The sequence below is a fragment of the Belnapia sp. AC561 genome (assembly GCF_979252845.1).
The window spans coordinates 50,108-64,762 of record NZ_CEEDBP010000026.1; the positions used below are offsets into that span (position 1 = coordinate 50,108).

Annotated in this window: 10 protein-coding genes; 6 read left to right on the forward strand and 4 right to left on the reverse strand. The window is 71.4% G+C overall.

Annotation, left to right across the window (positions count from 1 at the left end; genetic code table 11):
* From AC0IW9_RS19905 to AC0IW9_RS19925, 5 genes are all read left to right on the forward strand, one after another.
* Window positions 1-1,068: an acyl-CoA dehydrogenase family protein gene (locus AC0IW9_RS19905; protein ID WP_471650038.1), complete on the forward strand. Its 1,068-nt coding sequence runs from the start codon at window positions 1-3 to the stop codon at window positions 1,066-1,068.
* Window positions 1,065-1,838 carry an enoyl-CoA hydratase/isomerase family protein gene (locus tag AC0IW9_RS19910; protein ID WP_471650039.1) on the forward strand — a complete coding sequence of 258 codons (774 nt, stop codon included), beginning with the start codon at window positions 1,065-1,067 and terminating at the stop codon, window positions 1,836-1,838. Before AC0IW9_RS19905 ends, AC0IW9_RS19910 begins: the two co-directional genes overlap by 4 nt.
* A gap of 5 nt (window positions 1,839-1,843) precedes the next feature.
* Window positions 1,844-3,013, forward strand: a complete 1,170-nt coding sequence (locus tag AC0IW9_RS19915; protein WP_471650040.1) for an acyl-CoA dehydrogenase family protein — start codon at window positions 1,844-1,846, stop codon at window positions 3,011-3,013.
* On the forward strand, window positions 3,013-4,059 hold the full coding sequence (locus AC0IW9_RS19920; RefSeq protein ID WP_471650041.1) for a phosphotriesterase family protein: 1,047 nt from the start codon (window positions 3,013-3,015) through the stop codon (window positions 4,057-4,059). The genes AC0IW9_RS19915 and AC0IW9_RS19920 overlap by 1 nt, the downstream gene beginning before the upstream one ends.
* A 121-nt stretch (window positions 4,060-4,180) precedes the next feature.
* Window positions 4,181-4,702 (forward strand): TIGR00645 family protein, encoded by a 522-nt coding sequence (locus AC0IW9_RS19925; protein WP_471650042.1) that lies wholly within the window; start codon window positions 4,181-4,183, stop codon window positions 4,700-4,702.
* Window positions 4,703-4,979: 277 nt separating this feature from the next.
* Here AC0IW9_RS19925 and AC0IW9_RS19930 read toward each other — a convergent pair whose 3' ends face one another.
* Window positions 4,980-5,522 (reverse strand): hypothetical protein, encoded by a 543-nt coding sequence (locus tag AC0IW9_RS19930; protein ID WP_471650043.1) that lies wholly within the window; start codon window positions 5,520-5,522, stop codon window positions 4,980-4,982.
* Between the two features lie 223 nt (window positions 5,523-5,745).
* On the opposite strand from AC0IW9_RS19930, the gene AC0IW9_RS19935 reads away from it, so the two are divergent.
* Window positions 5,746-6,093 carry an Mpo1-like protein gene (locus AC0IW9_RS19935; protein ID WP_471650044.1) on the forward strand — a complete coding sequence of 116 codons (348 nt, stop codon included), beginning with the start codon at window positions 5,746-5,748 and terminating at the stop codon, window positions 6,091-6,093.
* 18 nt (window positions 6,094-6,111) lie between these two features.
* Here the strand turns inward: AC0IW9_RS19935 and AC0IW9_RS19940 are convergent, their stop codons facing one another.
* The 3 genes from AC0IW9_RS19940 to AC0IW9_RS19950 all read right to left on the reverse strand — a co-directional run bounded on the left by AC0IW9_RS19940 (window position 6,112) and on the right by AC0IW9_RS19950 (window position 14,653).
* Window positions 6,112-6,720, reverse strand: a complete 609-nt coding sequence (locus tag AC0IW9_RS19940) for a cysteine hydrolase family protein (RefSeq protein ID WP_471650045.1) — start codon at window positions 6,718-6,720, stop codon at window positions 6,112-6,114.
* A gap of 120 nt (window positions 6,721-6,840) precedes the next feature.
* Entirely contained in the window at window positions 6,841-12,798 is a 5,958-nt protein-coding gene (locus AC0IW9_RS19945; RefSeq protein WP_471650046.1) for an autotransporter domain-containing protein, read from the reverse strand.
* A gap of 256 nt (window positions 12,799-13,054) precedes the next feature.
* A complete protein-coding gene (locus AC0IW9_RS19950) occupies window positions 13,055-14,653 on the reverse strand; it encodes an ABC transporter substrate-binding protein (protein ID WP_471650047.1) in 1,599 nt (532 codons plus the stop codon).
* Window positions 14,654-14,655 lie beyond the last annotated feature (2 nt).

Below are 14,655 nucleotides of genomic sequence, written 5' to 3' on the forward strand. Positions count from 1 at the left end.
ATGAGTGCCGCGCTCGAGGACGACGCCAGGGCGGAATCCATCCGCATGATCCGCGACAGCGCCGCCGCCGTGGCCCCGCCCGGCGGCGACCTGTCCCGCATCCGCGGGTTGCGCTTCCAGGCCCCCGGCCATGACCCCGCCACCTTCCGCCAGATGGGCGAGATGGGCTGGATCGGCCTGCGCGTGCCGGAGGCGAAAGGCGGCGCCGGCCTCGGCCTGGGCGAGGCCTGCGCCCTGGCGGAGGAACTCGGCGCCGCGCTGGTGCCCGAGCCGCTGATCCCCGCCATGCTCTCGGCCAGCCTGCTCGCCGCCGTCGGCGGCGGCCCGCTGGAGGCGCTGCTGGCCGGCACCGCCCTGCCGCTGGTCGCTTGGCAGGAGCGGGCGGATACGCTGGAGGTGCCCGGCACCCCCGACGCGCCGCGCAAATTCCTGGTGAATGCCGCCGCGGCGACCAGCTTCCTGCTGCCGGTGCGCGAGGCCAGCCGCATCGCGCTGTACGAGCAGGTCGGCGGCGCCCTGCAGGTCGAGCCGACCCAGGACGGCGGGACCTTCGGCACCCTGGCGCCGGACCTCGCCGGCGCCACCCGCATCGCCGACGACATCGGCGATGCCCTGGCGCTCGCGCTGGACGAGGCGGCGCTGCTGACCGGCGCCACCCTGCTCGGCGGCATGGAACGCGCCTTTGCGATGACCATCGACTACCTGAAGACCCGCAGCCAGTTCGGCCGGATCATCGGCACCTTCCAGGCGCTGCAGCACAAGGCCGCCGACGTGAAGATGCAGATCGCGCTCACCCGCGCCAGCATCGAGGCCGCCGCTGCCACGCTGGATGAGGGCGCCACCGGCGACCTCCGCCGCGCCACCGTCTCCCGCGCCAAGGCCCGCGCCGCCGAGGGTGCCATGGTCGTCACCCGCCAGTGCATCCAGTTGCATGGCGGCATCGGCTACACGGATGACTATGACGTCGGCCTGTACCTGCGGAAGGCGATGGTCATGGCCAACCAGTACGGCAGCGCCACGCTGCACCGCCGCCGCTTCATGGCGACCAGCCCGGAGACGGACGAATGAGCGAGCCCATCATCCGTCTCCTCACCGAGCGCGACGGCGGCGTGCTGATCCTGACCATGGACCAGCCGGCCCGGCGCAACGCGCTGGCCATGCCGATCCGCTTCGCGCTGATCGAGGCGCTGCGCGCCGCGCAAGGCGACAAGACCGTCCGCGCCGTCGTCCTCACCGGCGCGGGTGGGCATTTCTGCTCCGGCGGCGACATCTCCGGCATGGATGTCTCGACCGCGCTCGACGGGCGGGAGCGGATGCGGCTCTCGCACGAGCTGGTCCGGCTGATGGTGCTGGGATCGAAGCCGGTGGTCGCGGCGATCGAGGGCTTCTGCGTCGGCGCCGGGCTCTCGCTCGCCTGCGCCTCGGATACCATCGTCGCGGCGGAGGATGCCCGGCTCGGCGCCGGCTTTGGCAAGATCGGGCTGATGGCCGACCTCGGCCTGCCGCACACGCTGCCGATGCGCGTCGGCCAGGGCAAGGCGCGCCAGATCCTGCTGTACCATGGCCAGATGACCGCGACCGAGGCCGAGCGCATCGGCCTGGTCGACCATGTCGTGCCCAAGGGCCACGCCCTTGCCACCGCGCTGGAGAAGGCCAAGTTCCTGGCGGAACAGGCCCCCGCGCCGATGGCGTTGACCAAGCAGATGCTGGGCGAAGGCCTCGACCGTGCGCTGGAGCAGGAACGCCATTTCCAGGCGACCCTCTTCCTCACCGCCGATTTCAACGAGGGCCGCGCCGCCTTCCTCGGCAAGCGCGCGCCAGGCTTCACCGGGAGCTGACAATCATGGACGCCCTCCGCATCCCCGCCCCGACCGAGCTCGACAGCCTGGAGGAGGAGCACTTCCGCCAGGTCGTCCGCGCCTTCCTGCACGAGAACTACCCGGAAGAGCTGCGCAACCCGCCGAAGCGCCTGCACTGGAGCGAGAACAAGCCCTGGTACATGACCTTGGCCGACAAGGGCTGGCTCTGCCCCGGCTGGCCCAAGGAGCACGGCGGGCTCGGCCTGTCCCCGGCCAAGCAGATCATCCTGACCGAGGAATACGAGCGCTACGGCGTGGCGCGGACCAACGACCATGGCATCGTCATGCTCGGCCCGCTGGTCATCAAGTACGGCACCGCGGCGCAGCAGCAATTCTTCCTGCCGAAGATCCTCACCGGCGAGCACATCTGGTGCCAGGGCTATTCCGAGCCCGGCGCCGGCTCCGACCTCGCCGCGCTGCGGACCGAGGCGGTGCCGGACGGCGACGACTACGTCGTCAACGGCCAGAAGATCTGGACCACGCTGGCGACCGACGCCAACTGGATCTTCCTCCTCGTCCGGACCGACAAGAATGCGAAGAAGCAGGAGGGGATCTCCTTCCTGCTGGTCGACATGAAGACGCCCGGCATCACCGTGCGTCCCATCATCAACCTCGAGCTGCATGACGAGTTCTGCGAGGTCTTCTTCGACAATGTCCGGGTGCCCAAGGCCAACCTGGTCGGGCAGCTCAACAAGGGCTGGGACATGGCCAAGGCCCTGCTCAGCTTCGAGCGCATCTTCCTCGGCTCGCCCCGCCAGTCCGGCTACGCGCTCTCGCGTCTCCGCATCCTCGCCGAGCGCATGGGCGTCTTCGAGGACGCCGAATTCCAGGACTGCTACACCCGCCTGCGGCTGGAGCTGGAGGACCTGAAGGCGCTGTATGGCACCTTCGTCGCCAAACTGAAGCGCGGCGAGAGCCTCGGCCCGGATGTGTCGATGCTCAAGATCATCCAGACCGAGTTATTCCAGCGCATCACCGATACCATGCTGGAGATCGCCGGCGAGAACGCGGGGCTGCTGGAGCCGATGGAGGGCAACCGCAACCTCCACCCGACCGGCCAGTTCATCCAGGCCCGGCCGGCCACCATCTACGGCGGCTCGAACGAGATCCAGCGCAACATCCTCTCGAAGAACGTGCTGGGGCTGCCGGGTTGATGCGCCTCACCCGCGACGCGCTGCGCGGCAAGGCGCAGACCGTCCTGGGGCCGATCGACCCGGGCGAGCTCGGCCCGACCCTGATGCATGAGCACCTGATCTGGGACATCCGCTCCCCCGCCATGCGGGCGGAGCCGGACCAGGGGCCCGAGATCACGCTCTGCAACTGCTTCGCCATCAACTACGGCCGCAAGCGCAAGGTCCCCGGCAACCTGCGCTTCCGGCACGAACCGACCGCGGCCGGCGAGTTGGCCGCGCTGCGCGCCGCCGGCGGCCGCACCCTGGTCGAGCTCAGCAGCGGCGGGCTTGACCCCGACCCGCCCGCCCTGGCCCGGCTGGCGGCGGAGACCGGGGTGCATATCGTCATGGGCTGCGGCCACTACGTCCATGAATACCAGGACCCGGCCAATGCCACCCGCACCCCGGACGACTTCGCCGCGGAGATGATCGACCAGATCCAGCTTGGCGCCTGGGGCAGCGAAGTCCGCGCCGGGATCATCGGCGAGATCGGCTGCCAAGCGCCCTGGACCGCGCAGGAGAAGCGGGTGATGGCCGGCGCCGTGCTGGCCATGGCGGAGACCGGCGCGGCGCTGAACGTCCATCCCGGTCGCGACCCGGACCAGCCGCAGGAAGCCGCCGACTTCATCCGCGCCGCGGGCGCCGATGCCTCCCGCGTCATCATCAGCCACATCGACCGCACCATCTTCGACGAGACGCGGCTGCTGCGGCTGGCCGACAGCGGCGTGGTGGTCGAATTCGACCTCTTCGGGCAGGAGGCCTCCTACTACGGCCTGTCCGACATCGACATGCCGAACGATGCCGTCCGGCTGCGGATGATCCGGGCACTGATCGCCCGCGGCCATCTGGATCGCGTCGTGATCAGCCACGACATCTGCTACCGCACCCGCCTCACCCGCTGGGGCGGCCATGGCTATGGCCATATCTTCGAGAACGTGGTGCCGATGATGGCCGCGCGTAGCTTCACCCAGGCCGAGATCGCTGCCATCACCATCGGCAACCCGCGGCGGCTGCTGACCTTCGTCTGAAACATCAACGCACTTGGAATGACTGGCGCTTTCGCCTATCCAGCGATCCTGCAAACCTAACAGGATCGTCATGTCCGCAAGTCCTGAGACCGCAGGCCGGAGCCGTCAGCCCCTCGGCCTGATGCCCGCGCTGATCTTCGGCTCGCGCTGGCTGCAGCTGCCGCTCTACCTCGGGCTGGTCGTCGCCCAGTGCATCTACGTGCTGCTCTTCATGAAGGAGCTGTGGCACCTCGTCAGCCATGCCGGCTCCTTCGGGGAGCAGGACATCATGCTGATCGTCCTCGGCCTGATCGACGTGGTGATGATCTCGAACCTGCTCATCATGGTGATCGTCGGCGGCTACGAGACCTTCGTCTCACGCCTCAACCTGAAGGGCCATCCGGATGAGCCGGAGTGGCTGAGCCACGTCAATGCCGGCGTGCTGAAGATCAAGCTGGCGATGGCGATCATCGGCATCTCCTCCATCCACCTGCTGCGGACCTTCATCGCGGCCAGCAACCTCGGGACGGAACGCAGCACGACGACGGAGGCCGGCATCATGTGGCAGGCCATCATCCACGCGCTCTTCATCCTGTCGGCGATCGGCATCGCCTATGTGGACCGGATGTCGCAGGGGCCCGGCGGCAAGCCGGTGCACCACTAAAGGCGACGCAGGCCGTGACGATGCGCAGGGCGGCCTGCCGCACCGCCCATCGTCACGGCCTGCGCCGGCCAGGCCGGATTCAGCGGAGGCCGAAGAAGCCCAGCACGGCGACGACAACGACGACGAGACCAACGATATAGATGATGTTGTTCATGGAAGGATGCTCCTGTCAGCGGCGGCTTAACGTCGCCCCGGGAGGACCGTTCCCGCTGCGGCGCGGTCCCTTTTCCGGGTGGAGCTTGCGCCGGGCCGAATCAGGGCGCTGAACCGTGGCCCGTCAGCCGCAGCCGGCGCAGGTCATGAGGCCCTGCTTCTCCCGCGCCGGCTCGACCAGGTAGCCGCAGCGCATGCAGTTGGCGCCGGTATCCTCGGTGGCGAAGGGATCGGCGAAGGCGCGTCCCGGCGTGGGCTGCGGCTTCGGAGCCGCCGCCGCCTTCGGCTGGCGCTGCGGTGCGGCAGGTGGTGGGGTGGCGGGCTCGGCCGGTGCCAGCAGCGGCTCCCAGCCCGGCATCACATGGCCGACCTGCGGCGCTGGCTCCGGCGCCGCGGCCGGAAGGTCGTGGGGCGGCACCGGCGCGGACCGGGCCTGGAAACCCTCCGGCCAGGTCTCGGCATGGGCATTGGCGCGCCCGCCCCGCGACGGATCCCGTGGCGCCTCGGCCGAGCGGTCCGAACGGCGGTGGACGACCTCGACCACGCGGCCCTGGCCCGCGTCGGGCCCGCGCTTGCGCGGCGCGATGTGAAGATATTGCCTGTCCTCGGGGGCGGGGTGTGGCTCCGATGGGACCATGCGGGCAAAGACGCGATCGGCTTCGGACATGCGGCTCCGTAATGCTGGAAGCGGGCGGCGCAGCGGGGGTGACGCCAAGACGTACCGGGTGTTGCGCCACCACAGGCTTGGTCCGGCCTCGCCCCGCTGACAAGGGCCGGAAGGACGGCGCCTTGCCCAGAACGCGGCTGCTGCGGGGAAGTTGATGCCTGGGCAGGTGTTTCCCCGCCCACGGGCTTGGACTGGCGCGGGCCGATGGCGCAGTCTCCTCTCCATGCCTGCCGAATTCCAGCGTTTCGAAGACTTCTGGCCCTTCTATCTGCGCGAACACGCCAGGCCGGCGACGCGCGCGGTGCATGTCGCCGGAACCTGGACGGCCGCCGCCGCGCTGGCCGCGGGCCTGCTGCTGGGCCCCTGGTGGCTGGTCCTGGCCGCACCGCTGATCGGCTATGGCTGCGCCTGGATCTCGCATCTGGTCATCGAGCGGAACCGGCCGGCCACCTTCACCTACCCCGCCTGGTCGCTGCGCGGCGACCTGCGCCTGGCCTGGCTCGCGGCGCTGGGCCGCCTGGGGCCGGAGCTGCGGCGGCATGGCGTGGTGGCCCCGCCGCACCGCCGCTGAACCGGGCCCCGAGGCGCGCTACGTCCAGGCCTCCAGGATCACCGCGGCGGTCACCGCCTCGACCTGCTGGCCATAGCGGTCCTGGTAGAGCGTCAGCAGCGCGTCATGCGTCCGGTCGGAGGAACTGCACAGCGCATCCATCGGCAGCACCACGCGATAGCCGAGGTCCACCGCGCCGATCACCGCGGCCAGCACGCAGACATCGGTCTCGGCGCCGCTGATGATCAGCGTATCGACCTCGCGTTCGGTCAGCCGGCGATGCAGCGTGCCGTCCTGCCAGGGGGAATAGACCGCCTTGTCCAGCACCTCGGCCGGCGGCACCAGCCGGGCGAGGGGGGGCAGCAGCTCGGTGGCCCCGGGCGGCAGCGCCTCCCGCGTCATGCCCGGCCAGCGCTGCCAATAGCGGCGCCAGGTGCCGGCGCCGGTGCCGGGACGCTCCGGCGGGATGAAGCGGGTGAAGATGGTCCGCTCCGGCCTTGCCTCGGCCAGGCTCCGGACCACTGGCAGCACGCGATCCATCCAGGGCGTGTGCCAATCCGTCTTCCAGGCAAACAGATTCTGCATGTCGATGCAGAGATGCGCGCAGCGCGGACCCAGCGGGCCATGCTGCAACCCGTCCTTGCTCATGTGACCCCTCCTGGCCGCCTCAACGAGGCGAGGGCGGCCGGGATGCATGGCCCGTGACGGGATGTTGGCCGGGCCGGTTTGGCCGGGCCCGGAGCTTCCGCCCCGGGCCCGGCCGAAGCCTCACCAGGCGAAGCGCAGGCCGCCGGTGATGGCCTGGGCCGTGGTGTTGTCGCGGATATGCGCGTTGTAGTTCGCATAGACCACGATGTTGCCCGGCACCTGCAGGCTGGCGCCGAGGCCGGCGATGGCCCCGTCCCGGCCGCCCTTGGCGCTGACGCTGCGCATCTGGGCACCCGGCGCGGAGGCGAAGCCCGCCGAGGTCGCCGTCGTCACGTCGGCCAGCTCATGCGTCCAGAACAGCCGGGCCGCCGGGGTCAGGTGATAGCCACCGCCCAGGTCGAACCGCCGTTCCGCCCGCGCCCCCGCCATGCTGCGGAAGCTGGCGATGTCGTCGCTGCGGACCGAGAGCGCGAGCGCGCCGGCGCCCGTCTCGGTCAGCTGGTCGCGGCCCAGCCCGTCGTAGCGCAGCCCGACGCTGGGCTGCACCGACCAGCCGGCCAGCGCGTACTGGACCCCGACCTGGAGGTCGGCATTGCCGCCCCAGCCGCCCGCCTTGCCATGCGCCTGGGTCTGGAACACGCCGAGGTCACGGCGCGCCGTCACCTCCGCATGGGTCAGGCCGAGCTGGCCATCGACGAAGACACGGCCGCTGGTCCAGCTGCCGTAGGCGGTCAGGTGGAACATATCCAGGTCCGCATTGGCGCCCGTCCCGCGGGAGTTGACGCGGCCGCCGGTATAGCCGGCCGCGACACCCGCGAGATAGTTGGCCCCGAGCCGGACATCCGCACCCACCGCGGCACCGCCGCTGGAGGCGCTGAAGCCGGTGTTGCCCGAGGCGCCGAACCGGGCGTTCTGGCCGATGCCGGTCGCCCAGGCGGTGACGCCCCGCTCGTTGGTGACCATGCTCATGCCGGGCTGCGCGGCGTTGCCGCGCCGCGCCGCCGCCTGTTCCGCCACCGCGCCGCCGAAGAGCCGGCTGCGCTCGACGCCCGCCACCAGCGCATCGCCGTACACGGTGGGCGACAGCCGGCTGTAGATCGCCGGCAGGGCGCCCGGGGTCTGGCTGAACAGTGTGCCCAGCGCCGCCGTCGTCGCCAGGTCGGTCCTGACCCCCGCCGCCGGGCGGAAGGCATCGAGCGCCGCGGCGGTCGAGGCTTGGTTGCCCGTCAGGTTCAGGCCGAAGGGCGTGAGGTCGGCATAGCGGGCCGGCGTCACGTAGAGGGTCAGCGCGTTGGTGGTGTAGAGCGCATCGAAGCGGCTGCCGTTCAGCAGGCCCGCCGTCGGCTGCACCAGCCGCTGGAAGCTGCCGCTGATCCCGGCGTCGGTGCGCACCACCTCGAAGCTCTGCCCCACCGCCGGCACATAGGCGTTGGAGGCATTGCCGGTGATCCCGCGCAGGATCGGCTGCAGGGTGCCGGCCGCGACGAAGCGGCTGCCGGCGCCCTGCACCAGCACGCGGCTGTAGTTGCCCGCGCCGGTCCCGGTGCCCGTGCCGTCGATGTCGAGCGCGAGGGTCGAGCCGGGGGTCATGGTCAGCGGGGCGGTGAAGGTCAGCGTGCCCGGGCTGTTGCCCGGCGCCAGCGTGCCCAGGACCGTCGTCGGGGTGGAGACGGTGCCGGTGCCGCGCAGCGTGGAATTCGCCGCCACCACCAGGCCCTCGGCATCCAGCACCAGCGGGCCGATGACGCGGGAGGTGCCGGTGAAGGCCAGGTTCTGGCCGTTGTCGACCACCAGCGTCACCGGGCCGGCCAGCGAGACGGCATGGCCGTTGGTATCGACCACGCCCTCGGCATTCACCGTGATCGGCCGCGTCGTGGTGAAGTCGCCCAGCGCCAGCAGCTTGCCGTTGCCGATGACCACGTTGCCGCCGGCCGCGCCGAGTGCCGCATCCGAGCCGACGGCCAGGGTCGTCGCCTCGATGATGCGGGTGCCGCCGCTGTAGGTATTGGTGCCGGTCAGCGTCAGGGTGCCGCCGCCCGCCGCCGTCAGCCCGCCGCTGCCGCCGATGTTGCCGGACAGCGTCAGGAACTGCCGGTTGGTGTCCATCGTGCCGTTGCCGGTCAGCGTCACCGCGCGCGCCGAGGCGAAGCTGGTGGTGGCGCGGAGCGTGCCGTCCTGCAGCGCGATGCCGCCGCCGGGCGCACCGAGCGCGCCGTCGCCGTTCACCGCCAGGATCGCGTTGCTGACCAGCGTGCCGCCGGCATAGCTGTTGATCCCGGTCAGCGTCTGGGTGCCGCCGGTCACCGCCAGGCCGCCGTTGCCGCCGATGCTGCCGGTGAAGGTCTCGCTGGCATTGGTCAGCGTCAGGCTGCGGTCGCCGAGGTTCACCTGGCCGTTGCCGGACAGGCTGGTGACCGAGGCCCCGGCATCGGTCGCCGCGATGTCGAACAGGCCACCCACGGCCACGCCCGAGGAGGCGGCGATGCTGCCGGCGCCGGCCAGCGCCAGGGTGGCGCCGGTGGCGATGCCGGTGCGGCCGGTATAGCCGTTGTTGCCGGCGAGCACGGCCATGCCGGCCGCGATCTCGAGCCCGCCGCTGCCGCCGATGGTGCCGGCGAAGGTCTCGCTGGCATTGGTCAGGGTCAGCGTCCGGGCGCCGAGGTTCACCTGGCCGTTGCCGGCGAGGCTGGCGATGGCGGCGCCCGCGTTGGTCCCGGCGATGTCGAAGCGGCCATCGGCGGTAACGCCCGAGGAGGCGGCGATGCTGCCGTCGCCCAGCAGCACCAGCCCGGCGCCGGCGGCGATGGCGGTGCGGCCGGTATAGCCATTGGCCCCGGCGAGCGACTGGGTGCCCGCCGCGACGGTGACGCCGCCGCTGCCGCCGATGCTGCCGGCGAAGCTCTCGCTGGCATTGCTCAGGGTCAGCGTGCGGGCGCCGAGGTTGACCTGGCCGGCCCCGGCGAGGCTGGCGACCGAGGCGCCGGCATTGGTGCCGGCGATATCGAAGACGCCGTCGGCGGTGACGCCGGAGGAGGCGGCGATGCTGCCATCCCCCGCCAGCAGCAGCGCCGCGCCGGCGCCGATGGTGGTGCGGCCGGCATAAAGGTTCGCGCCGGTCAGCACCTGGCTGCCGCCGGTGACCGCCACGCCGCCGGTGCCGCCGATGCCGCCGCCGAAGCTGTCGGCCGCATTGGTCAGGGTCAGGCTGCGCTCGCCGAGGACCACCTGGCCCGAACCGGCCAGCCCGGCGACGGCGGCGCCCGCCGTGGTCGCCGCGATGTCGAAGACGCCATCGGTGGTGACGCCCGCGGTATTGGCGATGCTGCCGTTGCCCGCCAGCAGCAGCGCCGCGCCGGTGCCGATGGTGGTGCGGCCGGCGTAGAGGTTCACGCCGGTCAGCGTCTGGGTGCCGCCGGCCACGGTGACGCCGCCATTGCCGCCGATGCTGCCGGCGAAAGTCTCGCCGGCATTGGTCAGGGTCAGGCTGCGGTCGCCGAGGTTGACCTGGCCAGCCCCGGACAGGCTGGTGACCGAGGTGCCGGCATTGGTCGCGGCGATATCGAAGCGGCCGTCCACGCCGATGCCGGCGGAGTTGGCGATGCTGCCGTTGCCCGCCAGCGCGAGGCCGGCACCGGCCAGGATGGCGGTGCGGCCGGCGTAGAGGTTGACGCCGGTCAGCGTCTCGGTCCCGTCGGCCACCGCCAGCATGCCGTCGCCACGGATGCTGCCGCTGAAAGTGTCGGCGGCGTTGGTCAGCACGAGGATCTTGTCGCCCAGGGTCACCAGGCCGTTGCCGGCCAGGCTGGCGATGGCGGCGCCGATCGTGGTCGCCGCGATGTTGAAGGTGCCGTTGTCGGTCACGCCGGCGCTGGTGGCGATGCTGCCGTTGCCGGCCAGCGCCAGGGTGGCGCCGGGGCCGATGCCGGTGCGGCCGGCATAGAGGTTGGTGCCGCTCAGCACCTGGGTGCCGCCGGTGACCGCCACGCCGCCGTTGCCGGCGATGGTGCCGGCGAAGGTGCCGGTCGCATCGGTCAGGGTCAGCGAGCGGTCGCCCAGCGCCACCTGGCCATTGCCGGCGAGGCCGGCGACGGCGGTGCCGGCCTCGGTGCCGGCGATGTCGAAGCGGCCGTTGACGGTGACGAGCGAGGAGTTGGCGATGCTGCCGGTGCCGGTCAGCGCCAGGGTCGCGCCCTGCGCCACGGTGGTGGTGCCGGCGTAGGTATTCTCCGCCGTCAGGGTCAGCCGGCCGGCATAGCCGGGGCCGCCGACGACGAGGGCGCCGTTCGACAGCACGCCGGTCATCACCGCATCGCTGGCCGGGTTGCCGTTGGCCTTCACCAGGACGGTGCCGGTGCCGCCCGCCAGGTCGATGTCGTTGGTGAAGGTGACGCGGCCGTCGGCGCTGTCCGAGCCGAAGATCAGGGCGCGGCCGGCCGGCACGAAGCTGTCGTTGCCCCAGCGGATGCCGAGGCCCTCGTTCAGGGTCACCGTCAGGTCGCCGCCGCGCGCGGCGAAGCCGCCCGAGCCGAGCCAGCTCACCCGGCCGTTCTCCGGCCCGAGGAAGCGGGCGAAGGCGCCGCTGGTCTCGAAGACGCCGCCGTTGAAGGTGAGGTTGCTGTCGGTGCCGAGGCCGATGCCATCGGTCGCCCGCAGCACGCCGCCGTTCAGCACGGTGGCGCCGGAATAGGTATTGGCGCCGTTGAAGATCACCAGGCCGCTGTTGATCGACAGCCCGGCGCCGTCGGTCGGCCCGCCTTCCGCCGCGCCGTAGTCCTTCGGCTTGGAGGTGTCCGAGATGGCGCCGTTGAAGGTGATGACATGGCCGGCGCCGGGATCGAGGATCACCGTCGCGCCCTGCATCATGAACAGGTCGGCGCCGGCGCTGTCGCCCGCGGCGCCACGGTTCTGGCTGCTGCCGCCGATGGCGCTGTTGCCGGAGAAGAAGGCGTCGCCGGTGATGCGGAGGGTGCCGCCTTCGCGCACGAAGATGCCGCCGCCGAGGCCGGCGCCGCCGCCGCCGCCGCGCGAGGTCGCCACGCTCTGGCCGGTGCCGTTGCTGCCGACGCCGCCGCCGAAGCCGGCCTCGCCGCCGGCGCCCGCCGTCCCGCGCAGGTCGCCGTAGCCGCCGTCGCCGCCGCGGCCGCCGCCGGCGCCGAAGCCGCCCATGCCGCCGGTGCCACCCGCCCCGCCGAGGCCGGCGCGGGCCGCGGCGCCGCCGGCGCCGCCATTGCCGCCCGCGCCACCGGCGCCGCCGCCGGCCCCGGAGGCGCCGTTGCCGCCATCGCCGCCGGCGCCGCCATCGCCGCCGAGCCCGACCTGGCCGCGGTTGTTGGCCTCGTTCCAGGCCGCGAGCTGGGCGCTGGCGAGGCCGAGCGCGGTGCCCGCGTTGGCGACATCGACCGTGGCCTGGGCGATCTCGAGCGCGCTGGTGCCGCAGAGATTGGCGGTGAAGGGATTGGCGCAGGCCGCCACGCTGGCGGCATAGGCATTGGCCAGTGCCAGGCCGACCGAGGTGACGGTGAGCGAGGCCGTCGCCACCGCGCCCTGGAGGGTCGGGTTCTCGCTCCAGCCGGCCTGGCCGTCGCCGCCGCGGCCGCCCGTGCCGCCGAGCCCAGCGCCGGTGCCGCCGTTGCGCCCGAAGGTGCCCGGCAGGCCGTTGCCGTTGCCGTCGCCGACCAGGTTGCGGTTGTCTTCCCAGGTGAAGCCGGCCGTGCCGGTCGCGGCCGGCCCGGGCAGCGACATGGAATTGAGGACGCCACCGGTCAGGGAGGTCGTGCCGCCGAGCCCGCCGACGGCGCTGTTGCCGATGACGTTGACGCCGTTCAGCACCGCGGTGGCGCCGTTGTTGATGAAGATGGCGCCGCCGAGGCCGGCGCCGCCGCCGCTGCCGGCACCGCCGACGGTGCGGAAATTCGACAGGGTGCCGTTGTTGATGGTCAGGGTCCCGCCCTGCACCATGTATCCGCCGCCACGGGCGCCATCGAGAACACCGGAGAGCGTCTGGTCGCCATTGACGATACGCTGGGCAGAAGCGGGTGAAACGCCGCCGATAACTGCGGCAATCGGAAGAATTGCCATGGACTTCATGGCAGTCAATCGACAATTTTTATTGCGAATGTGCTTCATGACCACCCGTCTGAATAGCTGTCCTGGAAAGACCACTATCCAACCAACGGTTACCCAAAAGTGTCCATGATGCCGCATGCGTTTCGTCTTGAATCGACGAGACATATTAAATACATGCTAATCGACATAATGGCGATTTTGCATCGAAGCGGGTGCGCGGCAGCGGCGGCAGGCCATGCCCGCCGTCGCGCCGCCGCCCGGAACCCCGTCAGCTCCGGCGGATATTCCAGGGATAGGGCGAGGTCCCCTTCAGCACGCCCGTCAGCCCGCGATGCGCGGTGCGGATGAAGAACTGACCCAGCGGCAGGAAGGGCACCTGCTGCCAGCTTTCCTGCTGGATCGCCTCGGCGATGCGCTTCTGCTCCGCCTCCCCCTCCGCCAGCAGCCATTCGGCGCTCAGCGCCTCCACCCGGTCGTTCCTGTACCAGCCGAACCAGCCGCGCTCGCCGGCGCCGCGGATGGGGGCGTTGACCGCCGGGTTGATGATGGAGATGCCCGGCCACCAGGTGTGGAAGATGCTCCAGCCGCCCTTCTCCACCGGCTCCTTGGAGACCCGCCGCTGCACCAGGCTGCCCCAGTCCATCTCCTGCAGCTCGACGGTCATGCCGCAGCGGCGCAGCGCATCCGCCAGGATCTGGCCGAAGGGGCCGATGGTCGGGAAGTCGGTCGGGTTGATGATGACGACCTTCTCGCCCTTGTAGCCAGCCTCCCGCAGCATGCCGCGCACGCGCTCCGGGTCGCGCGGGCCGGCCAGGGCGTCGGAGCCCGTCGTCGTCCCATAGGGCGTGCCGCAGGGCCACATGGAATGGCAGGTCCGCCAGGCCTCCGGGTCGTTGCCGGATACCGCGCGGACGTAGTCCTCCTGGTTGACGGCATGCAGCACCGCGCGGCGGATGGCGGGGTTGTCGAAGGGCGGGTGCAGGTGGTTGAAGCGGCTGAAGCCGATGTAGCCCAGGGTATTGGTGATCTCGATGGTCACGCCGCGGGTCCGCCGCAGCACCGGGATCAGGTCCGGGTTCACCTGCTCCCACCAGTCGATCTCGCCGGACTGCAGCGCCGCGGAGGCGGTCGCGCTGTCCGGGATGACGGTCCATTCGACGCGGTCGAAATGCGCCACCTTGCCGCCGGCGGTGCGGCTCGGCGCCTCCTGGCGGGGCACGTAGCGGTCGTGCTTCGCATAGACCACGCGGCTGCCGGAGATGTATTCGTTGGCGACGAAGCGGTAGGGGCCGGAGCCCACCATCTCAGTCACCTGCTGGAAGGGATCGGTCTTCGCCAGGCGTTCCGGCATGATGAAGGTCGCATTGGCGAAGGGCTTCGCCAGGGCTTCCAGCAGCAGCGGGAAGGGCGACTTGAGGCGGATGCGGAGCGTCCGGTCGTCCACCGCCTCGAAGGCTTCCACCACCGCGCCGAGCGACTGGCCGAAGGTGTCGCGCCGGGCCCAGCGGGCCAGGCTGGCGGCGCAGTCGCGGGCCAGCACCGGTTCCCCGTCGTGGAAGCGCAGCCCCTCCCGCAGCCGGATCGTCCAGGCCCGCTTGTCGTCCGAGACCTGGTGCCCTTCCGCCATCTGCGGCCGGACCTGCAGGTCGTCGGTCAGCCCATACAGCGTGTCGAAGATGGTCCAGCCATGGTTCTCGGTGACGCCGGCCGTGGTCCAGATCGGGTCGAGCGAGGTGAGGTTCGCCTGCGGCACCATCCGCAGGGTGCGGGCGCGCATGTCCTGCCCGATGGCCGGGCCGGAGGGCGATACCGACAGCGATGCGGCGGGTGCGGCGGCGGCGGCCTTGAGCAGGCTACGTCTTTGCATGG

What these genes read in the sequence shown, in the direction of transcription:
- AC0IW9_RS19905 (WP_471650038.1), top strand. Translation starts at nt 1, where the DNA reads ATGAGTGCCGCGCTCGAGGACGACGCCAGGGCGGAATCCATCCGCATG.
- AC0IW9_RS19910 (WP_471650039.1), top strand. Translation starts at nt 1,065, where the DNA reads ATGAGCGAGCCCATCATCCGTCTCCTCACCGAGCGCGACGGCGGCGTG.
- AC0IW9_RS19915 (WP_471650040.1), top strand. Translation starts at nt 1,844, where the DNA reads ATGGACGCCCTCCGCATCCCCGCCCCGACCGAGCTCGACAGCCTGGAG.
- AC0IW9_RS19920 (WP_471650041.1), top strand. Translation starts at nt 3,013, where the DNA reads ATGCGCCTCACCCGCGACGCGCTGCGCGGCAAGGCGCAGACCGTCCTG.
- AC0IW9_RS19925 (WP_471650042.1), top strand. Translation starts at nt 4,181, where the DNA reads ATGCCCGCGCTGATCTTCGGCTCGCGCTGGCTGCAGCTGCCGCTCTAC.
- AC0IW9_RS19930 (WP_471650043.1), bottom strand. Translation starts at nt 5,522, where the DNA reads ATGTCCGAAGCCGATCGCGTCTTTGCCCGCATGGTCCCATCGGAGCCA.
- AC0IW9_RS19935 (WP_471650044.1), top strand. Translation starts at nt 5,746, where the DNA reads ATGCCTGCCGAATTCCAGCGTTTCGAAGACTTCTGGCCCTTCTATCTG.
- AC0IW9_RS19940 (WP_471650045.1), bottom strand. Translation starts at nt 6,720, where the DNA reads ATGAGCAAGGACGGGTTGCAGCATGGCCCGCTGGGTCCGCGCTGCGCG.
- AC0IW9_RS19945 (WP_471650046.1), bottom strand. Translation starts at nt 12,798, where the DNA reads ATGGCAATTCTTCCGATTGCCGCAGTTATCGGCGGCGTTTCACCCGCT.
- AC0IW9_RS19950 (WP_471650047.1), bottom strand. Translation starts at nt 14,653, where the DNA reads ATGCAAAGACGTAGCCTGCTCAAGGCCGCCGCCGCCGCACCCGCCGCA.